Source organism: Shewanella sp. ENK2 (assembly GCF_043568515.1).
GTDB lineage: Bacteria > Pseudomonadota > Gammaproteobacteria > Enterobacterales > Shewanellaceae > Shewanella > Shewanella japonica.
Genome location: NZ_CP171406.1, coordinates 75,510 through 99,193, shown reverse-complemented (window position 1 = coordinate 99,193; position 23,684 = coordinate 75,510). Strand labels below are relative to the sequence as shown.

The window sequence follows — 23,684 nt, the reverse complement described above, 5'->3', positions numbered from 1 at the left end:
CAGGATTACAGGGTTACCAATGGAAGATTTTCAACTGGTTTTGTTTGTACTGGGTGCAATAGCGATAATTGCAGTACTGGTTCATGGTTTTTGGTCTATTCGTAAACAACAACCAAAAAGCCTAAAAGACAACCCAATGACGGGTTTTTATAAAGACCAAGCTCAGCAGCGAGATTCTCAAGGGTTTGATGCTGACGGTATTGGCGAAGTTCGTCGAGTTAAAGTGGACAGTGATAAAAGTGAAGGCGCTAAAGTAGAACCAAGCCCAATCCCTGCACCTTCAGGCCATCAACCCGACAATAATGATGTTGAAATCAATGAAGTGGGATCTAAAAAAGGCATTGGTTTACAAAATCAATCTGCGGTTAATACTCAAGCGCCAAGTTATCATCCTGAGCGTAAAGAGCCAGTACTGAAAGTAAGCGAGCCAGTTCAAGAAACTATTGCAGAAATTCAACCTGCAGTTGAAGAGCATGTGCCAACTCAACAAGCGTTGTTTGCAGAAGACTCTTATTCTCAACCACAATCGAGCCAAGTGGAAACCATCACGACCGCTGACGTTGAGCCTGCAGAGAGTAAGCAAGAAGCGAGTGTTGCTCAAGCGGCAGTAAATGAGACAGTTAAACCGACATTGCAAGAGACGACTTCGCAAGATGCTGTGATAGACACAGCAGAACCAGAAGAGCCGTTAGGTGAGCCTCAAGATGTATTAGTGCTTCATGTGGTTGCTCGTGAAGGTGAGCAAATGCATGGTGCTGAGCTATTACCAAGCTTGCTGTCATTAAACTTCAAATTTGGCGACATGGATATTTTCCACCGTCACTTAGATAATGCTGGCAACGGCAAAGTACTATTCTCGATGGCAAACATGCTTAAACCGGGTGTATTTGATCCAGATAACATGGAGCAATTTGTCACCCAAGGTGTGGTGTTGTTTATGACTCTGCCTTGTCACGGCGATCCATTAATGAACTTCTCAATCATGCTTAATTCTGCTCAGCAGTTGGCTGATGATTTAGGTGCAGAAGTCTTAGATGGCCAACGTCAACCTTGGACGGATAGCACCAAACAAGAGTATTTAGGCCGTATCAGAGTTGTAGCGTAAGCGGCGACAATTTAATATTAAATGATAATAGAATGAGGCCGCACTTGCGGCCTTATTTGTCTTTAGATGAGTGATTTTTATGCAAGACATTAAAACAGAAATTCAGCAAATTAGCAGTGAACTGCATAGCCATAATATTCGTTATTACGTTGACGATGCTCCTAGTATTCCAGATGCTGAGTATGACCGCTTAATGCAACGTCTAATCGCACTTGAAACAGCTCACCCAGAACTAATGAGTGCGGACTCTCCGACGCAACGTGTAGGCGGCGCTCCTCTGGCCAAATTTGATCAAATTACCCATTTAAAGCCAATGTTGAGCCTTGATAATGCTTTTGAACAAGCTGATTTTGAGGCATTTAATAAACGTATTAGCGATAAAGTCGATACGGTTCATTATTGTTGTGAGCCTAAATTAGATGGTCTAGCTGTCAGTATTCTATACCGTAACGGTATATTAGAACGGGCTGCAACACGTGGTGATGGAGCGGTGGGCGAAGATATTACCGATAATGTTAAAACCATTAAGTCAGTGCCACTCAAATTACGTGGAGAACACTTTCCAGAGCTATTAGAGGTGCGTGGTGAAGTCATCATGCCAAAAGCGGCTTTTGATGCATTAAATGAACGTCAATTGAGTAAAGGCGAAAAGGTCTTTGTTAATCCACGTAATGCGGCCGCAGGTAGTTTAAGACAGCTAGATAGTAAAATTACTGCAACACGTGCACTAGGCTTCTATGCCTATGCATTAGGGGTAGTCGAAGGTGAAGTGACTCCACTAGCTGATACCCATTTTGGGCAACTAAACCAGCTTAAAGAATGGGGACTACCGTTAAGCCAAGAAGTGAAAGTCTGCGAGTCTTTACCAGAAGTGTTCGCTTATTATGCCGATATTATGGCTCGCAGAAGTGAGTTATCTTATGAAATTGATGGCGTCGTCATAAAAGTTAACGATATTGCTAAACAACAAGTGCTTGGTTTTGTTGCGCGTGCGCCGCGCTGGGCTATCGCGTATAAGTTTCCAGCTCAAGAAGAAATGACCTTACTAGAAGATGTGGATTTTCAAGTCGGTCGTACAGGTGCGGTAACGCCAGTTGCACGTTTAAAACCTGTCTTCGTGGGCGGCGTTACTGTATCAAATGCCACGTTACACAATGCCGATGAAATCGCGCGTTTAGGCGTCAAAATTGGTGATACCGTAATTATTCGCCGCGCGGGTGATGTTATTCCACAAATCGTGGCCATTGTGCCAGAAAAACGCCCTGATAATGCAACTGAGATTACTTTCCCGTCAGAGTGTCCCGTATGTCAAAGTTTAGTGGAACGTATAGAGGGCGAAGCGGTTGCTCGATGCAGCGGTGGTTTGTTTTGTGAGGCTCAACGTAAAGAAGCGATTAAGCATTTTGCTTCACGAAAAGCGTTAAATATTGATGGTATGGGCGATAAAGTCGTTGAGCAGCTGATTGACAAGGAGCTTGTACAAAGCCCTGCTGAACTGTTTACTTTAACTGCATCAATGGTGACCATGCTTGAACGTATGGCAATGAAGTCAGCGACAAAGTTAATTGCTGCGATAGATGATGCGAAGACCACGACGTTAGCTCGATTCATTTATGCTTTGGGGATCCGTGAAGTGGGCGAGGCAACAGCCGCTAACTTAGCAAGTCACTATAAAACGCTGGATGCAATTAAAGCGGCAGATATTGATGCCTTAATTGAAGTGGATGATGTCGGGACAATTGTGGCAAAGCATATTGCGCACTTTTTTGCTCAACCTCATAACCTTGAAGTCATTGATAAGTTAATTGAAGCAGGCGTGAATTGGCCTGCGATTGAAGCGGTTGATGAGGCAGAATTAAGTCTTAAAGGCCAAACGTGGGTGTTAACAGGCACCTTAACTCAGCTAAATCGAAATGATGCTAAAGCTCAATTACAAGCCTTGGGAGCGAAAGTAGCGGGGAGTGTATCAAAAAATACTGACTGCTTAGTGGCGGGTGAGGCCGCTGGTTCTAAACTGGCTAAAGCGCAGGATTTAGGCGTTAAAGTGATTAATGAAGACGAGCTATTAACTTTATTAAAGGCATAATCCATACACACAAATCAGTTTGCAGATAAGAATGTATCACTTGGGTGCTTGTTTTATGAGATTTAACCCTTATCTCTTTAACAAGCACTGCTTTACACTGATGTTGTCGGTTTAAACAGTAAAGCAGGTTAACCAAGTTGATATAGGTTCAACTATAAGCATGTTGATAGGTAAGTTGTGAATTTCAGTAATATCACTTGGCTCGATGAAAAAGGGCACATAAAACCCCCCATTTTTTTATATCTGATACTGGTCTTTCTGGCTCGTGGTTGGTGTGTTTTTATCGCATCACTCACTCAGTTTAATGATCGTGCTGGTTTAGTACGATTATTTTATCCCGAGAAATCTGACTTCCTAATGGCATTAATGGCTGGCGTCGGCGCTGTTATCATATACGGGCTGATTATAGCGGAAAGAAAACGGGCGCCTCAGCTCGCAAGGCCTTTTTTTAATAAGATTAAATATGGACTTTGGTTATTATTGATTGTCGATGCCATCATATTGAATCAGCGACTTGTTCATGATGACTTTTTGTTTCGTGTGAGCTTTGCGCTTGATGCGTTATTTATTTTCTGGTCTGCAATTTATTTATTAAAATCAAAACGGTTACATTACTATTTTAAAGATTGGCAAAATGAAACTGACTATCTTAATGCTGAGCAACATCATCAAAAAGACAGTAATACCGAATTGATTGAAAAGACGCTCGATGCGCATCAAGCAAAACAATACAATCGACCTAAAAATCCGTCCGCAATTGAGCAAACTCACGAAAAAAACTAGCGGTTTTATCAACTTGTTAGATAAGCTGCAATATTTTTGACGTTATTTATAGTATATTTGATGCAATACGTTACATTTATCATAATGTGAATTAACGATTATTGAATTTCGCATTAATATGAACTGTATGGACTGCAAAGGTAGCTAATAGTGTCAAAAACGGAACCTATCAATATTCCCTTGTCGCAGATTGTTGTCGGGCTAACGGTAAAGCTGCCTTTGTCGTGGTTTAACAATCCATTTTTTCGCAACAAAGTCCCTGTTACCTCGCAAGCTGAAATCGAATTAATTAACAGTTTGGATATTAGTTACGTTACCGTTATTAGCGGGATGCATTTATTAGCTGATGATGAGCCTGAAGAAGTGGTTGAGGCTATCGAGCCTGTCGTTGAGTTTGATATTCAGGGCGCCATTAGAAAATCAATACGTTCAAGCCAACAGCGCTTTAATAAAGCCGCCAGCGATTTGAGACCCGCTTTCAGTAAAGTCGTCAGTGACGCCGAAGTGTCTTATCGTGAATCTTCGTCTGTGGTTGAACAGTTAATGACGCACCTTTCTGAAACTCAGCATCCTGAGTTTGTGCTTGTAACCAGTGTGGATAAAGAGCCTAGTATGACCCAGCACAGCGTATCTGTTGCTGTATTGTCTATGATGATGGCAAAAAGTCTTGGGCTAACACCTACTGAGCTTAGAGATATTGCATTGGGTTGTGTGTTTCATGATATAGGCAAATTAAAAATCCCTGATGCAATTCGACGTAAGCGCACGGATCTAACTTCTGTAGAAATAAATTACCAAAAAACACACCCTAACTTGGGTTATGAGATGCTCAATCGCAGTGGGTTATTTCCTGCGCCTATGCTGAATATTGTTTTGCATCATCACGAATTCATTGATGGTAGCGGTTACCCTGATAAATTGTCTGGGAAAAAAATTCCAGCATTAACTCAAATTGTTGCGCTTGCTAATGATTATGCAGGGTTATTACTGAAAACGGGTTCGCCTCAAGTGGCATTAGGAACCTTGTTCAAAACCCGAGTCGGTAAGCATGCAAAGGAATACATTGAAATATTGGTCAAAGTGTTAGGCATTTATCCACCAGGCTCTGTCGTAAAGTTATCTGATGGCCATTTTGCAAAAGTTATCATGACATCTCGCCAATCAAAATTACCCCAAGTTTATAGCTGTAATGAACGAGGAGGCCAATCTGCCATCCGCTGTTTAACAGATGAAGGTGTGAGCATCGTTGAAACTGTTAAGATAGATACATTACCTGAAAAAGTCATCGATACGCTTCAAGCTAAAAGTCCTGTGTGTTTTTATGTGAGCCATATTGAAGATTAAACAAGTCACAAATTTATTCAGTAACTGCAGTATTCTTATCACTTAACAGGTAACTCATCGCCAAAACCGAAACTGAGTAAGCCCTAATAGGATTGTTTTAACATTGCATAAATTGTTGAAAGCCCTGTTCAATATTACCAAACACGCTTTATACTCGCTCATTTTATAAGTAAATCTCCCACCTAAGAATCATTGAATACGGAAGTGAAAGTATGAACGATATTGCGATTGTTGGTTGCGGCTGGTTCGGATTACCTCTGGCAAAACTACTTGTTGAGCAAGGCTTTAATGTTTCAGGAACAAAGCGGACTGCTGAAGGATGTGCGTCGCTGTTATCGCATAAAATTAATCCTTTTGAACTCGATTTAAGTACCATTAATGATAATGAACTCGAGTCAAAGGCCATGACGTATGCGGGGCTTTTCGATGTAGACATGTTAATCGTGAATATCCCGCCGGGACTCAGACGTGGAGAAAGTCAGTACCTGACCCATGTTCAGCGATTAATTTCATTGATTGGTGAGCGTCAGTACCAGCGTGTAATCTTTATTAGTACCACTGGGGTTTATCCTGCCATTGATAAAGATATGACAGAAAATGATGCACAGGTTTATGATGATAAAAGTGCCATATTACTTAAGGCTGAATCGCAATTTGCTGCTATGAACAACAGCTGTATTCTTCGTTTCTCTGGTTTAATTGGCCCCAAAAGGCACCCTGGTAAGTTCTTTGCTGGTAGAGAGAATATTGCAGGGGGTAATGTTGCGGTAAACCTAGTTCACCTTGATGATTGTATTCAAGCGGTGACGTCAATTGTGAAGGCAACAAGCGCTCACCAAGCAGTAAATGAGACCTATAACCTTGCCGCGCCTAAGCATCCGACTCGCAGCGAATTTTATCGGTATGCAGCTAAGCATTTGGGGTTAGCCGAGCCAAGCTTTAATGACGATAAACAACCCAGCAAAGTGATTGTTGGTGATTTAATTTGCCAGCAACTCGCATTTAACTATATTCACAGTGACCCGATGTTGATGCTAGATGCTTGCTAAGGCTTTAATGATGACAAGCAACGCAGTAAGCTTGCATGATTCAATGCGTTTTAAGATTGGTATTAATCCCTGATCAGGTATAATACGCAGTATATTTATGATTAAAGGCCAATATTGAATGAGCAGCGACGTTGCAGAGTTTCCACTATTGAGTGGCGATGAGTTTGTAGAGTTATATAAAGTATTAAAAGTACAAGGTTTAGTAGATGGTGGCGGCGCAGCTAAGCACGTTATCTCTGAGGGTCTTGTAAAAGTAAACAACGACGTTGATACCCGCAAACGCAAGAAGTGTGTGGTTGGAGACGTAATCGAGTTTAATGGTGAACGTATTAAAATCGTTGCCAGCGTATAAGGATACAATCATGCAATTCCCTGATGATGATAATGGTAAAATGCTTGCGGCGATGGCCGAATCAGGTATTGATTTGAGCGTTGCACTAGATGTTGATTTCTTTTTGATTTTTGATGATCAACGTGATGCTGAATCAGCGCTTGAAGCGTTAGCGCAAACGGATCTAAAAGGTGAGCTTGAGCTTAACTTTAGTGAAGAGATTGAAAAGTGGGAGCTGATTGTTTGTCTGAATATGGTTCCAGCATATGAAACTTTAGTCGCAAAAGAAATTGAGCTAAATGATTTTGCTCAAGAGTTTGATGGCATGACAGATGGTTGGGGCGTGATGCAACACCAAGAGGGTGATGACGAATTTGCTGACGATGACCATGAGTGTGATGATAACTGCTCGCATTCTCACTAGTCAGACATCACGTTAACGCTGTTAGCTCGATGAGCTCGCATTCATTGCTAATTATGGCTTGCTAAACCTAGATGAACTATGTCTTATCTCAGTGAGCAGTAAGCAGTAAGCAAAAATAATATGATGTAATGACTGTTAATATTATGAAAACAAAAACCACCTTTATGGTGGTTTTTTTGTGCCTTTCTATTATAGGATGTAGCCACATGCAGAAATAATAATTATTAGTGGAGTCGCATTCTCAATGGCAAGACATATTAGCTTTGGTACCCCAGTTAACGACGCCGAACGTTGGGCATTCTCTTTATTATCAGACGAACTTCCTGAAGATTATTTACTTCTCACAAACGTTGAAATTCCAACTCATACCGGCCAAGCCATGGAAGTTGATGCCTTAGTTGTGGGTGAATTTGGCGTTTATGTTGTCGATGTAAAAGGCTACATCGGTCGATTGAATGCAGGTCTCCATGCTTGGTCACTCGATGGACGCCATGTTGATAATAGCTTGTCTAAAGCTAACTATGTTGCTCGAGTCCTTGCGGGTAAGCTTAAAAATAAAATTCCAGTGGGGGTTTACGCTCCTTGGTGTCAAGGCATGGTGTTTGTTACTGGCCGAAAAGGGAAGAAATTCTGGTCGAGAAAGACACCGGAAAACTAAGTATTTATACCCCAGCGAAAATCATTGAAGCATTGACAAAAGAGTGGGGCTTGACGGCGCCTCATATCCACCCTGTAACTGAAACGCAAAAAGAAATGGTGTTGGATACGATTGGCCAAGTGGCGTTAGTTGAGCAGCGTAATAATAAGATCCAAGATTTTATTAAGCTTAAATGTCTCTTTTTACAACAAGGTTTAGAGGTTTGGCAATCTGAGTACAATCCAGGTGGTTGGACAGCCCCTTGGCTGTTAAAAATTCTCGTGACAAGCCAGTTTGAGCACAGTATTGATGCAACTAACCATGAGCAAAAACTTAGAGATGAATTTAAGCGTATTCAGTCATTATCAGGCTGCAGTTGTGTTCCTTTTTGCGCGCCGTTAATTCAAGATGGTGAGCAAGTTGTGCTACCGATAAGAATGCCACGTGGTGTGCCGCTTAATATTTTTGAAGTAGATAAACAAACCACCTATCAACTACTTGAAATTCTAAGACGCAGCGTGACAGGGCTTCAACAGATCCATCGTCGAGGTTATACCATCGGTGGCTGGGCCGACAATTGTATCTTTATCTCAGAAGATGCTGATGTTGAATTTATTGATATTAAAGATTCACTTAACACCAGCGAAGATATTAAAGCCTATGCGCAAGCGTTTTTATCTTTAGCTGAAAAAACACTGCAACCTCGAATTTACCAATGGTACCGCGCTGCAGCCAATGGCAGTACGATAGATTTAGATGCCATTCGCTGTGATTTATCGGCGTTAATTGACTTGGGTGTATGTGATACCCTGCCGCAGAAGGTCGAAATAGAAAAAGGTGCTGTTATTGACCATCACTATCGGTTAGATCATTTTATCTCGGCCACTTCACGTAGTCAGTTGTGGCGAGCATTGCATATCCAAGGTAACTACCCTTGCTGTGTCAGTGTCTATCAAGATGTTGACAATCAATGGCACACGTTAAGTAATATGTATCGTAGTTTAGCGAAGATTTATCATCCTCATGTAGAACGAGTATTAGCGTTTGGACAGTTACCTCAATCTGATGACTTGTTTATCGCACGTGATTGGGTTCAGGGTGTTGGACTTGATGAAGTGCAAACTATCGAGGTAGGCCAACCTAGATTATGGTTTGTGCAACTGTTAACTGCGCTGCAATATTTACATAGTCTAGATATACACCATGGAGCCATTTGCCCTAAAAACATCATTTGTCGTGATGAAAAAGCCACATTAGTAAACTTTGGTATTGGTTCTGATATTGCGGCAACTCATTATGCCGCGCAATATGCCGATCCGACACTTTGGTCGGTCGAAGGTGATGCAGAAAAAGACTTGTACGGTTTAGTAGCAAGTTTTATTGATGCGATGGCACCTGAGTCGATTAAACAGGGCTCTTCTGCAGATGCGATGCTGCGAGCACTAGAGCAATATGATAAGCAATGGCTTGGTGAAGCATTTTACGATGCTTGCTATAAAATTTTAAAATTTGAAATGCGCATAGTGCCTAATGTGAGTTACGCTAAGCAATTAGGTCTTGATGAACAAGAGCTTGAAAATTCAGGCTTATAAACAGTATTTTACAAGGGTGCAATTAAGGATGTTTGCACCCAATACTTGCTTTACCAGCAATAATAAATGAGGGAAATAATGATAATAAACCGTGTCACAATGTCAGACATTGACGATATCTTGCCGCTCTTTTCGCAATATATGTTTTTTTATGGTGTTGAGTTACCAAAAAATCAATATATCGAGTATTTAACCGCGCGTTTGCGTGAGCAAGAAGCTTTCATTTTTGCAGCGTACGACGAAGCAAGTAATCCCGTTGGTTTCGTATTAAATTATCAAAGCTTTTCAACAGTTGAGCTAGGTAAGATTTTGGTGCTTAACGATTTGTTCGTTGATCCTGACGCTCGAAATCAAGGCGTTGCCAATCGATTAATTCAATGCTCTATTGAGTTAGCAAGAGGCCTGAATGCGGTAAGAGTGGATTTAGGGACTGCAAAGGTTAACTTTCCAGCCCAATCGGTTTATGAAAAAATAGGCTTTGTTAAAGACACGCGATTTTTCTCTTACAGTTTATCTATTAACGACCATCAAGCTGTTTGTTAAGCTGCATTCGGTAATAAACCTGTTGGCATTAACGGATTATCTCAATCAGCAGGTTTACGCTTTTTACTGAGCAAAAAATAATAAATATAAAAGTAGGTCCTATATGCAACAAAGCGAAATGTATCACATTGGCCGTAAGGGTCAGAAGTGGACTGATGAAGATAAGCAGCAATGGTTTTCGCTGCAACAAATTAAACGCAGTTATCAGCAAGAGGTTGTGAGTAAAATAGAAGCATTAGCAAAGTCTTTTACTGTTACTCAATATGGTGCGCTATCGTACGATGAAGCTAAATACCCTTTATTTCTTATCAAAGGTGAGTGGGATGCCAATAAGCCTGTTGTGCTTGTGACTGGTGGCGTTCATGGCTATGAAACCAGTGGTGTTCAAGGGGCGATTCGTTTTGTCGAAACTAAAGCCAAAGCCTACGCAGAACATTTCAATTTAGTCATAGCACCATGTGTTAGCCCATGGGGTTATGAGACGATCAACCGTTGGAACCCTAACGCAGTCGATCCTAATCGCTCGTTTTACCCTAATAGCCCAGCTGAAGAGTCTGCTTCATTGCTTAACGCTGTGTCAGATTTAGGTGTAGATTTTCTTGCTCATATTGATCTGCATGAAACCACAGATACTGATAATTCAGAATTTAGACCTGCGCTTGCCGCTAGAGAGGGCACAGTTAATCATAACTGGAATATTCCAGATGGTTTCTATTTAGTTGGTGATTCTGAAAACCCACAGGATGAATTTCAAACGGCGATTATAAAAGGCGTTGCTGCAGTGACGCACATCGCGCCTGCAGATGATGATGGCAAATTGATTGGTGTTGAATTGTCACAGTTTGGAGTGATTAACTATCCGTGCAGTGAACTTGGCTTATGTGCAGGGTTAACCCAAGCTCAATACAAAACCACGACGGAAGTTTATCCGGACAGTCCGCTATCAGATGATGAAAATTGTATTTTGGCTCAAGTGGCAGCGATTTGCAGTGGTCTAGATTATTTGCTGGCAAAGCGTTAGCAACATAAGTTGCTTGTTTATTGGCTAGCTAGCCAGTTGATATCACCAGCTTTTCGTTTTTAAAGATAAAACCTACCTATTGGTAGGTTTTTTTATGGTGTTTTCCGGTGATGCTGTGGCGATCTTGATCACGGAATCCGCCATAAGCATGCACTAAGCAGACTGTGATTTTTTTGTTAGACACTGATCACACTTTTGGTTGCTCATAAACATTCTTTTTTAAGCGGTCTAGAACATAAAATGCGATAAATGAAACTTTATTACCACACATCGCTCATGGTTATTGTTCGTTGTAATCACAAAAAAGGTATTTGGTGAGCAGTTTGTCACATTGTTAACTTGTTAGGGTGTAATTAATTAACCATAAAACAAAGCTTTATCTTCTTTATGAGTGTGATCTACATTGTCCACATTAAAAAATAAGGGAGGGCGCTTCAATGGAAAACATACCCAATAAGTCACCTACAGAAGTGACTAATAAACGACATTTTATTATTTTGTTTAGCAACATCGCACTATTTGCGTTGTTGTATAACTTTCTGCCATTTGAACAAGGCATTAATACAGGGCTATCACTGCTTATTTTTGCTGCGATTTTGTGGCTGACTGAAGCGATTCATATCAGTATTACGGCAATATTAATACCTATTTTGGCCGTGTTCTTGGGCGTATTTGATACCCAAACAGCAATGAGCAATTTTGCTAACCCTATTATTTATTTGTTCTTTGGTGGCTTTGTATTAGCTGCAGCATTAAATCATCAGGGTATTGATCGTTTAATTGCCCAAAAAGTGTTGTTGTTCTCTAAAGGCAAGTTAGGTATCGCGTGTCTATTGTTGTTTGTGGTTACTGCAGTATTGTCGATGTGGATCAGTAACACTGCCACCGCAGCCATGATGCTACCTCTAGCGCTTGGTATATTGCATCAATTAGATTTTAAAGAGCATAAAACCACTTATTTGTTTGTTTTACTTGGCATTGCTTATTCAGCAAACATTGGCGGTATTGGTACATTAGTCGGCAGCCCGCCAAATGCTATTGCTGCAGCGCAAGTTGGTTTAACGTTTAGTGACTGGTTAGCGTTTGGGTTACCGACAGTCGCGTTAATGCTACCTGCGATGCTGGTGGCGTTATATATCTTTCTGAAACCTGATTTATCAGCAAGGTGTGAACTGAAAGCTGAAGATACGTCACTTTCATTAAGTGGCAAGCTGACCTTAGTGATATTTCTTGCGACAGTTTGTTGTTGGATATTCAGTAAGCCGATTTCTCAGGCCTTAGGTGGAATTAGCAAATTCGACACGATTGTCGCTTTAGGTGCTGTCGTGGTGCTTGCGAGCTTAAAACTGGTTGATTGGAAGAAAATTGAATCAACTACAGATTGGGGCGTACTGATTTTATTCGGAGGTGGGTTAACCTTGAGTGCGGTGCTTAAAGCAACAGGCACCAGTGTATTCTTAGCACATTTTGTGACTGATATTTTTGGTAACGCGCACATGGCATTGTTTATTATTGCAGTGATTGCCTTTGTGGTCATGCTGACAGAGTTCGCCAGTAATACCGCAAGCGCTGCGTTATTAGTTCCTGTTTTTGCCGCAATTGCAGAACCATTAGGCTTGTCACCTGTAATGATTTCGGTGGTGATTGGTATAGCGGCTTCTTGTGCGTTTATGTTGCCTGTAGCAACTCCGCCTAACGCGATTGTGTTTGGTTCGGGCTATATTAAACAATCAGAAATGATGAGAGCAGGTGTCATTATTAACTTTATCAGTATGTTTGTGCTCTTTATGATCACTAACTTCTTTTGGGGTTTTTAAGCCATAGACAAAAATAGCGTTAACCAAAAAGCAGCTTAGGCTGCTTTTTTGCTATTTGCAGTTTAATTAACCGCCAAAAATGTTAATGAATTCTTGCAATTAGTTTTGTAAATTTACCAATTTTACGTTTGTAACAGATAGCTTTTGAATTTTGTATTTAAAGCAGGTCTAATGGCCTATTAATAATAATTTAAGATCAATTTCATGTTCGAACTCACCCTACAGATCGCAGTCATTTTATTCTTTGTTGCCATTTTAGCAGGCTTTATTGATGCCATTGCTGGTGGCGGTGGTTTACTGACTATTCCTGCATTAATGTGGGCAGGTTTACCTCCTGCAGCGGCGCTTGGTACCAATAAACTACAAGCCTGTGGTGGTAGTTTTTTTGCCAGTTTGTATTTTATACGCAAAGGCATGGTTGATTTAAAGCAAGCTAAGTTGTCTATCGTCTGTGCTTTCGCTGGCGCAGCAGTGGGAACTATCATAGTTCAAATGATTGATGTGTCCGTGCTTGAGTTAGTCTTGCCATTTTTGATTCTGGCTATCGGTTGTTATTTTCTATTTTCGAAAAAAATATCCGAAAACGATAAGCAGCAAGTATTAACACCGACTGTATTCGCCTTTACAGCAGCGTTAGGGGTAGGGTTTTATGATGGTTTCTTTGGGCCTGGAACGGGCAGTTTTTTGCATTAGCATTTGTTTCGTTAGCGGGCTATGGCCTTGCTAAAGCAACTGCTCACGCCAAAATTCTAAACTTTGCTACCAACATTTCATCATTGATTTTCTTCTTGATTGGTGGTCAAGTTGCGATTGTACTTGGTCTGATTATGTTGGTAGGCCAAGCCATTGGGGCAACGTTAGGCTCACGACTTGTGATGACGAAAGGGGTAAAAATTATTAAACCTTTAGTGGTTACTATGTCATTTTTGATGAGCTTTAAGTTACTGTGGTCTCAATACGGTTAGGCGTATCCTAACACTAAGGTATTCGCTTTCAGGTATATCCTGTTACTACACATTCAACAGTTATTGAAATAGGTTTTCATGCGCATTATTCACACTTCAGATTGGCACCTTGGGCAAAATTTTTATGGTAAAAGTCGTGCACATGAACATCAATTATTTATGCATTGGCTGCTTGAGCAGATTGGTGAACATGATGTCGATGCGCTAATTGTAGCGGGTGATATTTTTGATACTGGCACACCACCAAGTTATGCCCGCAGTTTATATAATCAGTTTATTGTCGATATACAAAAAACTGGCTGCCAGCTTATTGTATTAGGCGGTAATCACGACTCAGTGGCAACACTTGGCGAATCAAAACAATTACTGGCTTGTCTCAATGCAAGTGTTATCCCCGGCGCGTTAGATGATGTTCGCGAACATGTATTGTTAGTGAAGGATAAAAGCCAGCAACCTTGTGCCATTGTTTGCGCCTTACCTTATTTGCGCCCTAGAGATATGGTATTAAGTCAATCAGGTGAATCTAGCTCAGATAAACAGCGCAAACTAGGTAACGAAATTGCTGCGCTTTATCAATCCTGCTTTGAATACGCACAAACATTGAATAGTGAACAATCACAAGCTTTACCTATCATTGCGACCGGCCACCTCACCACAGTTGGGGCAAGTACGAGTGAATCAGTACGAGATATCTATATCGGCAGTTTAGATGCGTTTAATGCATCGTTATTCCCTGCAGCTGATTATATTGCGCTTGGGCACATTCATCGACCTCAAAAAATTGCCAAAACGGAGCATATTCGTTATAGCGGTTCTCCGATCCCATTAAGTTTTGATGAACTTGCAGGTCAAAAGAGTGTGTTTTTAGTGGATTTTGACAAGGATAAATTAGCTCAGGTTACACCAATTGAAGTGCCTCGCTTTCAACCTATGGCAAATATTAAAGGTAGCTTGACTGAAATTGAGCAGCTATTGTCTGAGTTTTCGTTAAAACCAACAGATGGTTGTCATCAGGATATTGAGCTAACTTGGCTTAGCATTGAGGTGGCGCAACAAGACTTCTTGAGTGATTTACAAACACGTATTGCGGATATTACCGAGCCTTTAGCGGTTGAAGTCCTGCAATTAAAGCGTGCAAGGCAGCAACGTCATCAACAAATTGAGCAACTTGAAAATGAAACCTTATCAGAGTTGTCCGTGAATGATGTATTTGAGCGACGTTTAGCACAAGAGGACTTTACTGAGGCTGAGCAACAACTGCGGCTTGAAAGAGTGAAGTCACAGTTTGCCCTAGTGGTGGCTCAAGTTGCCGAGCAATCAACGCTGGAGGATAAATAATGAAAATCCTCAGCCTGAGATTTAAAAATATAAACTCATTAAAAAATGAATGGAAAATTGATTTTACTCAATCGCCATTTAAAGAAAATGGACTGTTTGCGATTACAGGGCCGACAGGTTCGGGTAAAACCACGATTTTAGATGCCATTTGCTTAGCGTTATATCATCGCACCCCCAGATTAAAAGTGATTTCAAAATCCACGAATGAATTGATGACCCGAGGTACCAGTGAGTGTTTAGCGGAGGTTGAGTTTGAAGTGAAAGGTAAAGGTTATCGTGCCTTTTGGAGTCAACGCCGCTCACGTGGTCAAATTGATGGCAATTTACAAGATGCACAGGTGGAATTAGCTGAACTTGATTCTGGTAAAATTATCGCTAGCCAGGTAAAGCAAAAGACCGAGCTAACTGAAGCTATAACCGGATTAGATTTTGCTCGTTTCACCAAGTCGATGATGTTATCGCAAGGTCAGTTTGCCGCATTTTTAAATGCGGATGCTAATGATAGGGCTGAGTTACTCGAAGAGTTAACGGGAACTGAAATTTATGGTCAGATTTCAGAGCAAGTGCATGTTAATTTTACACAAGCGAAACAAGCCTTAACCTTACTTGAAGCCAAAACTGATAATGTAGAACTGTTATCAGATGTGGATATTGCTGAAAAAACAAACAGCTAAGCGAAGGAGAGCTGCAATCTGCTAAGTTACAAAGCCTGTTAAATCAGCAACAGCAGCAACTTAATTGGGCAAAACAGCTTGAACAAAACACCGCAAAACTGACTGAAAGTGAACGTGAACTGGACGTTGCACAAAGCGAATTGACCGCCCAAGCTGAGTCACTCGCTAAACTAGAAGCAAGTGAGCCTGCTCAGATGCTTGCTCCATTATTTGAAAGCTTAACCAAACTCGAACAGCAGCAAAATCAATTGCAAACAGAGCAACTGACACTATCCCAAGCGCAGCAACAGTCGCAATTATCCCTTGAAGCCGCTAAGACAGAACATTTAAAACGACAAGAGCAATTTGATTCAGTAAAGCTGCAACACACTGAGTTGCTCACCTTGATTGAGGAGCAAGTTCAACCGCTTGATAATAAAATTGAGCAACTGAATTTTCAATGTGATCAACAATCGAAAAATAAGTATCAACAAACAATTCAACAGCAAAAAATCACAGAGTCTCAGCTTGAGCTAACTCAAAACTTAAATCAGTTAAACCAGTCACTTTCAGATAATGACAAAGTGATTGCCTTGTATCCTCAAGGACAATTAATTCAAAGCAATATTGCAGCTTGGCAGCAGCAAGCAATGAATTTGTCAGGATTACAGCTGAAAAAAATGAATTATCGCAGTTAATTTCAACGCTATCTCAGCAAGACATGTTTAACCAACAGCAGTTGGTGCAGCAAAATGAGGCTTTAGCGTCACTTAACGCTGAATTACAGACAAAGCAGTTAGCATTAACACATAGTGAGCAGCAATTAACTCAGTGTTTAGGTACAAGCTCAGAAGCGGATTTACAAGCTCAGTACCAAAATTTGATTGAACAGCAAGTCTCCCGTACTAGATTACAGCAGTTACAAGTTGCACATACTGACTTAGTGACGCAAAGTCATAACGCGACTAATGAAAATCAGCATTTTGCTGCGCAGATCTCTGCGATTGCTCAAGAATTACAGCAAGTACGTAGTGCTTGGAGTGAAAAAATCAGCAGGTTAAAGATTTACAAATGCTGCTTAAACAAGAGCAGCAAATCGTTAATTTAACCCAAGAGCGAGCTAAGCTCATTCAAGGTGAGCCTTGTGCCTTGTGTGGTTCCAAAGAGCACCCTTTAGTTGAGCATTACCAAGCGCTTGATGTTTCTGATACCGAGGTACGCTTTGAAGCCAGGTCAGCAGAACTTGAATCAATTAAGCGTCAAGGTGAGCAATTAAAGCTGCAGCAAAGTAAGTTACAGCATCAACTTGAACTGTGCGCTGATAAACAATCGATGTTACATCAGCAGATTGAAGATTGTTTGGTTGAGTACCAGCAATTAGCTGAGCAATTATCTAAGCCAGAACTGATCGCCACAAAAACTGAAATTGATGGCGCAATATTGACTCATTTTGTTGAACAATCGGCTAGTCGCCAACAGTATTTGCATCAGCAATTAACTGATATTCGAGAACTTACTCAGGCTAAACAATCCTGTGCTGAGCAATACCAGCAAACACTGACTTTGCTAGAGCAGCAGCAACATCAATTACAACTTTTCACTCAGCAGCAGCAAAATCAGCAACAGCAATTAACTGAGTCAAAGCAGCAGCTTAGCCAAATACAGCAAAACATTACTGAGCTCGAATCTAGCTGTCAGCAACAATTTTATCAAGCTGGATTAACTTTAAATGACTTTTCACAACTGGAAACCTGGTTAGCTGATTTACAAACCGATGTCGGTCAATGGGCTGTGGCAGTTGAGCAGCAAGGACAATTAACTCAGCAGCAACAGTTATTAATGCAACAAGTTCAAACACTCACTCAGCAGCAGGATGAGTTAATTCAGCAAATATCACAACTCGATGAGTTATTGCAGAAAACGGATCTTGAGCTAACGAGTGTAAAGCAGCAACGATTCGCTGTTTTTGGCGATAAACAAATCAGTCATGAAAAGCAGCGTAGTCAGCAAGCGTTGCAGCAATCAGAGTTGCAATTTACTCAGCAGGCTCAAGTGCAAAGCAAACTACAGCAAGAGTTCGATAAATTCGCTGCACAAGAGCAGGCCGTTACACAGCAGCTAGAACGCACAGTCAATGATGTATCCGAAGCTAGAAACACTTTTACCTTGGCTTTATCAACCAGTCCATTTGCTGATCAAACTGAATTTGAACAAGCATTGATGCCTGTAGCGCAAATACAAGCACTACAGCAACTTAAGCAAGGGCTTGATACTCGTATTTTGAAAGCTAGTACGGTTGTTGAGCAAACAAGGGCTCAACAGGCTGAGTTAGTAAAGCTGGGTGATGAATCTAAATATCATCAGGCAGATATTGCTGATGTTGCCATCATGCATGAGCAAACAGAAGCCCGTCTTTCAGCCATGAAAGAGCAGGTTTGGCAGTTAAAACACTTATTAAGTGAAGATGGGAAAAACCGCACCACTCAACAAACCTTGGTGGCTGAGCTTACTCAAGCTAAACTGGACTTTGATGATATAGCTTATTTACACTCATTGATTGGATCGCAAAAGGGTGACAAATTCCGAAAGTTTGCTCAGGGACTCACTCTTGATCACCTTGTGGTGTTGGCGAATCGACAATTAGATAGGCTACAAGGTCGTTATTTATTAGAAAGAAAACAATCAGAAGCACTCGAGCTACAGGTACTGGATACTTGGCAGGGTGATGCAGTGCGTGATACGCGTACTTTGTCAGGCGGTGAAAGCTTTCTTGTAAGTCTTGCACTTGCGTTGGCATTATCGGATTTAGTCAGCCATAAAACCAGCATTGACTCGTTATTTTTAGATGAAGGTTTTGGTACGCTTGATAGTCAAACACTAGATACTGCCCTTGATGCGCTCGATAACCTGAATGCTTCTGGCAAAATGATTGGGGTTATCAGTCATATTGAGGCGATGAAAGAGCGGATAAGTGTGCAAATTAAAGTAAATAAGATGAATGGCCTTGGGGTGAGTCGATTACAGGCTGACTATAAGTTCGACTCAGCTGAGACATAATTTGTAGCTCAAGCCCGATTTATTATTACAATGGATTAGCCATTACGTCGAAAGCAAATCTCTCACTTACTGAAATATTCATGCTGATTTCAGTAAGTTGAGGGTAATAATTCTACCTAGATTTCATTAATCGTCATTAAATATGCACGACTTATGCAGTCTTGATATGGTTGCAAACTTCTAGTAACAGTCCCTTCCCATGCCATTTACTTTCGCTTTAGAAGTGTTCATTTGAACTGTGCAGAGTTCAAATTTATGCAGTTCAAACGACAGTTTGTATTTTTATTCGTAACTATTTTTGATATAACAGTTCGCTAATATATCTTCTAGTGCTTAAGTACCCATTTTTAATATTCTATCGGTTTAGCTAGAAGGTATTATTTTTTATTCAGTATTAAGGCGGATGCAAGATTGCTTTCAGCAAATAAAAGCAGGGGCCAAGCTCGATTTAATAAGGTGCAAGGCTTACCTGCAATACACAGAAAATTATTACTTGCCAGCGTATTCGTAGTGGCAGCAGCTTTGTTGTGGCCAACACCGCAAGAGTTCTCTTCTCAACGCATTCCTGTGGCTTTAGACATCGAATCATTGATCCCGAATTTATCTGATTCTGCACCAATAGATGTTATTGAGCCCGAAAAACCGAGTTTCGAACGTATTATTGAAAATGGCGACACATTAGGCCATTTATTCGAGCTTGCGGGCATTGGTCAGCAAACCATGTATAAAGTGCTTGAAGCTGATTTGAATGTACTTGCGTTAGATACCTTAGCAGTAGGTAATCGGATACAATTTTTTCAAGATGACCAGCAACAACTGACTAAGTTAGAACTGTATTTTAATCCTGCTTATCAAGTTGTTTTTACTCGTTTTGACGATGGTAGTTTTGGTGTTGAAGAAATCAATATCGAAGGTATTTGGCAAAATAGGATAATTAGTGGTGAAATCAATGGCTCATTTTACCTCTCCGCTCAACGTGCGGGGTTAAATGCTCGTGAAATTCAAACCATTGAAAACCTATTGTCGAGTAAATTAGACTTCTCCCGTGATCTGCGTGCAGGAGACACCTTTAATGTACTAATGAATGATCAATACATCGAAGGTGAGTCAACAGGTGCGACACAGTTACAAGCTGTAAGAATTAACACTCGTCGAAATAATGTGAATGCGTTTCAGAACGTGGATGGAAATTATTATGATGAACGTGGACAAGGGTTAGCGAGTGCTTTCCAGCGTATTCCATTAGAGCGTCAATACCGTTTATCTTCCCGCTTTAATCCGACGCGTAAACACCCGGTTACTGGACGTGTTTCGCCTCATAACGGTACAGACTTTGCCACCCCAATTGGAACTCGAGTCGTCGCTCCTGGTGATGGTGTTGTGTCTATGGTCACCAATCATAGATTTGCTGGAAAATATATCGTTATCGAGCATGATAACAATGTGAGAACCCGCTACTTACATTTATCTAAGTTTCTTGTGCGCAAAGGCCAGCGGGTTAAACGCGGTCAAGTTATTGGTTTAACAGGTAATACAGGGCGAGTGACAGGACCACATTTACATTACGAGTTTCACGTGAACGGTCGACCAGCAGATCCAATGCGAGTAAGTATTGTTGAAGCTTCGGTACTGCCTAAAAATCAAATGGACCAATTTAAACAATTGGTCAGCAGTAAAAAAATGATGATGGATCTAGGTTAATCTTTACAGGGTTAAGACCTCTGTATTAATCCAATATAAACCACTTTTAATTCGATATTAAAAGTGGTTTTTTTATGTTCTCCAGTCTGTTTCAAACTTGTCGGATTTACCTGTATTACAGTGCTCGCAAAGAATTTGTAGGTTGTTTATGTCTAATTCGAGTTCTGGATGCTTTGATCGAGGTTTAATATGGTCTACATGCATAATGACATTATGTTCAGGAGAGCGGCCGCAACAGGCACATTTATTTCCGTATCGCTCAAAAGCCTCAGCTTTTAAGTCATTCCATTTTTTGCTGTTATAAAACGAAAGTATTTTGGGTTCATCATATGGTATCAGTTCCCACTCATGGTATTCAGTTGGGGAAATGTCAGGCCCCATTAACCCGACAGAATACCCCTGTTGACTATGTATCTTTAACCAGGAACGGATAGACTTTAGTGCAGCCTTTTCTGATTTATAATGCTTGGTTCTGCGCCCTTCACCTCTATAGGTTGCTACATACATGATAACGCTCCAATACTTTATTATTTAATCAGATTAATACGGTGACTTGCCTAACTCAATACATGTCAATAATAATCGTAAATCTAACTCAAGTTGATGATAATCCGCTGTCATATATTCACAGAGTTGGTAAAAGGCTTTGTTGTGCTCTTTTTCTCTTAGGTGTGCAAGTTCATGCACGACCACCATTCTCAATAATGGCTCAGGGATAAACTTAAGTTTTGATGAAATCCGAATTTCATTTTTAGCTTTAACTTTACTGCCCTGTACACGGTTAGCATAGGTATGAAGGCCTAACGCTTGATGGCTTAAACTGATTTTTTCATCAAAAATGACCTTTGACAAAGGAGCTGATTGTTTTAGATAAGCCTGTTTATATCCCATCGCATAGTCATATAACGCTTTATCAGTGCGAATATCATGGATCCTTGGGTAGCGATTTAGTAAAAGCCTGCCGAGGGTATCGTTGGCAATATGATGTTTAACTTGTTCAATCGTGTTGGCTGAGTAGCCTTTGATGTATTTAAGCTGCCCCTCTTGTTGCTGTTTGGCTTTTACATCTTTACTGGTAACTAAGCTTGCAAGGTTATCTCTTGCGGCTGCCACTTTTGCAGAACTTACCTTAATGGGCATTTGGGGAGGTGCTTTTCGAGGCGATTTAGCAGGTTTGTTTGAGCTCATTGAGTTAGCTCGCTTGATAGGGGTGAATAGGGTGTTCTAATTATGAAGCCTACCCATTGATAATTAACGTGTTTGTTAAGTTAACAGGTAGGCTCGCAAATTTGTCTAGAGCTTAGACTTTACCGTACATACGACGATTTTGCTGTGCGTAAGCGGCTTCAAATGCTGGCAGCTGAACACGCTTTAGGCCTAAAGTATCTAAATCTGCTTGAGGCGGATTACGCTTAAGCTCTTCTTTGATAGTAACAGGGCTAATTATGCCAACAGGCAAGTCAGTGATTTGAATTGCGGTTTCGAGTTTAAAACTGGTCGCAGAGCCGGCGAACTTACCTTTTTGCTCACGTTCAATGATGACAATTTCATCAACTTTGTAATCTTCCATTAATTTGTGGAAAGCAAAGTGAAACTCACGGATTGATTCTGTTTCAGCTGATTTTGAAATGCTGAAAGAAATTTGACGACACTCAGGTACGTTGAATGTTTCCACTTCGTAAGTTAATAAGCTAATGATGGCTTCGCCACCTTTTAATTCCACACCACAAATTTTCATGTTTCACCTTACTGTTAATCTGGTTTAAATCTTTATCATGCCGATTTACTGTTAAAACAGCATGATGTTTTAATGAGGTTTACTCTTCGCCAAGCTCGTGTTCATTGTCTTCAACAATGCTGTTGTCGTTTTCAACAATTTTGGCTGGCTTAGCTTTACGACGCATTGGCGCATCACCAATATCGACGCCAGTAATAAAGCGTTTATCGCGTTTAGGTGCAATTTTAGGCTTTTTAGCCGTGTTACGCTTTTTATTGGCAGCTTTAGGGTCATTGGCCTTGGTATTTTTGTTACCCGTTTTTGGCTTATCTTTTAAGCCTTTAAATTTTCCTTCAAGACCTTCTATGGTCGAAAAGTCGAAATTCTTGCGTAAAAATACTTGGATTTTCTTAAAGCTGTCCCAGTCTTTAGGACCAACTAAAGAAATCGCATCACCTTTTGCGCCTGCTCGACCTGTACGGCCAATGCGATGGACGTATTCTTCGGCAAATTTTGGCATGTCAAAGTTAATCACTAATGACACGTTTAATAAATCTAGGCCACGAGAGGCGACATCCGTTGTAACTAATATTTTCTGCTGACCACGGCTAAATTTGTCCATGATCTGATTACGAGCTGATTGGTTTAAGTCACCACTTAATGCGGCAGTTTCCAATCCTTGCTCAGCAAGTAATTTAGCTAATCGGTCGGTATCAGCACGCGTCGCTGTAAATATGATGACCTGTTTATGCTGCTCGGTTTTGAGAATGTGCTGCAATAGGGCTTGCTTATGATCTAAGTGGTCAACTAAATACACACGTTGCTGAATGTCTTTATGCTCGTTATGAGATGCCCCAATGGCGACATGGCTCGGCGTTTTAAGTAATGTGGCAGCAATATCATTAATATGGTCATGATCTAACGTGGCTGAAAACATTAATGTTTGTCGACGTTTGTGATCTGCAGCTTCGTTAATGGCTTTTAATTGCGGCGCAAAACCTAAATCAAGCATTCGGTCGGCTTCATCAAGAATAAGGAGCTCTAACCCATTTAAGTAAAGATGACGTTGCTCTAAGTGATCAGCGATACGCCCGGGTGTAGCCACAATAAAATGAGGGTCACGAGATAACGATTTAGCTTGATCATTAAAGTTTTCCCCTCCTAAAATACTCACCGCTTTATACTGGGTATTTGCCACTAATAAACGTAATTGACCGTATACTTGCTGAGCCAATTCCCTTGTCGGTAGTAATATCAATACACGAGGGTCTTTTTTAGAAAGCGCTTTTGTTGAAATAACACGCTGAAGTGCGGGTAACAAAAACGCCAAGGTTTTACCTGAACCGGTTTTTGAAGATGCCATTAAATCTTTACCTGCTAAGGCAATTGGCAGGGCTTGCTGCTGAATTTCGGTTGGCTCAGAAATGCCCATATGCTTTAGACTTTCAAGTAAGCGTTTGTCTAAAGAAAAATCGGTAAATAACAAAGGTAAATCCCCTAAAAAATGATAGCCAGATATTA

General features: G+C 40.8%; 20 protein-coding genes and 3 pseudogenes. 19 read left to right on the top strand and 4 right to left on the bottom strand.

What is annotated here, in order from left to right:
• Nucleotides 1-19 precede the first annotated feature (19 nt).
• The 19 genes and pseudogenes from zipA to ACGEDC_RS00410 all read left to right on the top strand — a co-directional run bounded on the left by zipA (nucleotide 20) and on the right by ACGEDC_RS00410 (nucleotide 20,446).
• Entirely contained in the window at nucleotides 20-1,105 is a 1,086-nt protein-coding gene (zipA, locus tag ACGEDC_RS00500; RefSeq protein ID WP_394495766.1) for a cell division protein ZipA, read from the top strand.
• A gap of 79 nt (nucleotides 1,106-1,184) precedes the next feature.
• The gene (ligA, locus tag ACGEDC_RS00495) at nucleotides 1,185-3,191 is read left to right on the top strand and encodes an NAD-dependent DNA ligase LigA (protein WP_394495764.1); all 2,007 of its coding nucleotides are present in this window, start codon (nucleotides 1,185-1,187) and stop codon (nucleotides 3,189-3,191) included.
• Nucleotides 3,192-3,368: 177 nt separating this feature from the next.
• Nucleotides 3,369-3,830: pseudogene (locus ACGEDC_RS00490) on the top strand (DUF2919 domain-containing protein); the annotation flags it as partial.
• 294 nt (nucleotides 3,831-4,124) lie between these two features.
• Nucleotides 4,125-5,318, top strand: coding sequence for an HD-GYP domain-containing protein (locus ACGEDC_RS00485; RefSeq protein ID WP_394495762.1), 1,194 nt, complete (start codon nucleotides 4,125-4,127; stop codon nucleotides 5,316-5,318).
• A gap of 212 nt (nucleotides 5,319-5,530) precedes the next feature.
• Entirely contained in the window at nucleotides 5,531-6,367 is an 837-nt protein-coding gene (locus ACGEDC_RS00480) for an SDR family oxidoreductase (protein ID WP_394495760.1), read from the top strand.
• A 118-nt stretch (nucleotides 6,368-6,485) separates the two neighbouring features.
• A complete protein-coding gene (locus tag ACGEDC_RS00475) occupies nucleotides 6,486-6,719 on the top strand; it encodes an RNA-binding S4 domain-containing protein (protein WP_055024696.1) in 234 nt (77 codons plus the stop codon).
• Nucleotides 6,720-6,729: 10 nt separating this feature from the next.
• Entirely contained in the window at nucleotides 6,730-7,122 is a 393-nt protein-coding gene (locus ACGEDC_RS00470) for a ribonuclease E inhibitor RraB (RefSeq protein ID WP_080916064.1), read from the top strand.
• A 244-nt stretch (nucleotides 7,123-7,366) separates the two neighbouring features.
• Nucleotides 7,367-7,780 (top strand): nuclease-related domain-containing protein, encoded by a 414-nt coding sequence (locus ACGEDC_RS00465; protein ID WP_394495757.1) that lies wholly within the window; start codon nucleotides 7,367-7,369, stop codon nucleotides 7,778-7,780.
• A gap of 50 nt (nucleotides 7,781-7,830) precedes the next feature.
• Nucleotides 7,831-9,351 (top strand): serine/threonine protein kinase, encoded by a 1,521-nt coding sequence (locus ACGEDC_RS00460; RefSeq protein ID WP_394495755.1) that lies wholly within the window; start codon nucleotides 7,831-7,833, stop codon nucleotides 9,349-9,351.
• A 78-nt stretch (nucleotides 9,352-9,429) separates the two neighbouring features.
• Nucleotides 9,430-9,894, top strand: coding sequence for a GNAT family N-acetyltransferase (locus ACGEDC_RS00455; RefSeq protein ID WP_055024693.1), 465 nt, complete (start codon nucleotides 9,430-9,432; stop codon nucleotides 9,892-9,894).
• A gap of 103 nt (nucleotides 9,895-9,997) precedes the next feature.
• Nucleotides 9,998-10,915 (top strand): M14 family metallopeptidase, encoded by a 918-nt coding sequence (locus tag ACGEDC_RS00450; RefSeq protein WP_119969390.1) that lies wholly within the window; start codon nucleotides 9,998-10,000, stop codon nucleotides 10,913-10,915.
• A gap of 437 nt (nucleotides 10,916-11,352) precedes the next feature.
• Nucleotides 11,353-12,732 carry an SLC13 family permease gene (locus ACGEDC_RS00445; protein WP_055024691.1) on the top strand — a complete coding sequence of 460 codons (1,380 nt, stop codon included), beginning with the start codon at nucleotides 11,353-11,355 and terminating at the stop codon, nucleotides 12,730-12,732.
• A 204-nt stretch (nucleotides 12,733-12,936) separates the two neighbouring features.
• Nucleotides 12,937-13,697 (top strand): annotated as a pseudogene (locus tag ACGEDC_RS00440) (TSUP family transporter).
• A gap of 78 nt (nucleotides 13,698-13,775) precedes the next feature.
• Entirely contained in the window at nucleotides 13,776-15,035 is a 1,260-nt protein-coding gene (gene sbcD / locus ACGEDC_RS00435; protein WP_394495751.1) for an exonuclease subunit SbcD, read from the top strand.
• Complete coding sequence (locus ACGEDC_RS00430) at nucleotides 15,035-15,709, top strand: AAA family ATPase (RefSeq protein ID WP_394495749.1); 675 nt, start codon at nucleotides 15,035-15,037, stop codon at nucleotides 15,707-15,709. The genes sbcD and ACGEDC_RS00430 overlap by 1 nt, the downstream gene beginning before the upstream one ends.
• A gap of 140 nt (nucleotides 15,710-15,849) precedes the next feature.
• Complete coding sequence (locus tag ACGEDC_RS00425) at nucleotides 15,850-16,386, top strand: hypothetical protein (RefSeq protein WP_394495747.1); 537 nt, start codon at nucleotides 15,850-15,852, stop codon at nucleotides 16,384-16,386.
• Nucleotides 16,323-16,796 (top strand): hypothetical protein, encoded by a 474-nt coding sequence (locus ACGEDC_RS00420; protein ID WP_394495745.1) that lies wholly within the window; start codon nucleotides 16,323-16,325, stop codon nucleotides 16,794-16,796. Before ACGEDC_RS00425 ends, ACGEDC_RS00420 begins: the two co-directional genes overlap by 64 nt.
• Nucleotides 16,797-18,220: 1,424 nt before the next feature.
• Nucleotides 18,221-18,745, top strand: a pseudogene (locus ACGEDC_RS21290) (SbcC/MukB-like Walker B domain-containing protein); the annotation flags it as partial.
• Between the two features lie 411 nt (nucleotides 18,746-19,156).
• Nucleotides 19,157-20,446, top strand: a complete 1,290-nt coding sequence (locus tag ACGEDC_RS00410) for a peptidoglycan DD-metalloendopeptidase family protein (RefSeq protein WP_394495740.1) — start codon at nucleotides 19,157-19,159, stop codon at nucleotides 20,444-20,446.
• 72 nt (nucleotides 20,447-20,518) lie between these two features.
• Here ACGEDC_RS00410 and ACGEDC_RS00405 read toward each other — a convergent pair whose 3' ends face one another.
• The 4 genes from ACGEDC_RS00405 to ACGEDC_RS00390 form a co-directional block, all read right to left on the bottom strand.
• Nucleotides 20,519-20,953 carry an HNH endonuclease gene (locus tag ACGEDC_RS00405; RefSeq protein ID WP_080916059.1) on the bottom strand — a complete coding sequence of 145 codons (435 nt, stop codon included), beginning with the start codon at nucleotides 20,951-20,953 and terminating at the stop codon, nucleotides 20,519-20,521.
• Nucleotides 20,954-20,986: 33 nt separating this feature from the next.
• The gene (locus tag ACGEDC_RS00400; RefSeq protein WP_394498188.1) at nucleotides 20,987-21,586 is read right to left on the bottom strand and encodes a YgjP-like metallopeptidase domain-containing protein; all 600 of its coding nucleotides are present in this window, start codon (nucleotides 21,584-21,586) and stop codon (nucleotides 20,987-20,989) included.
• Between the two features lie 160 nt (nucleotides 21,587-21,746).
• Nucleotides 21,747-22,184 (bottom strand): DUF3010 family protein, encoded by a 438-nt coding sequence (locus tag ACGEDC_RS00395; RefSeq protein WP_394495738.1) that lies wholly within the window; start codon nucleotides 22,182-22,184, stop codon nucleotides 21,747-21,749.
• Nucleotides 22,185-22,263: 79 nt separating this feature from the next.
• Entirely contained in the window at nucleotides 22,264-23,649 is a 1,386-nt protein-coding gene (locus ACGEDC_RS00390; RefSeq protein ID WP_055024684.1) for a DEAD/DEAH box helicase, read from the bottom strand.
• Between the last annotated feature and the right edge of the window lie 35 nt (nucleotides 23,650-23,684).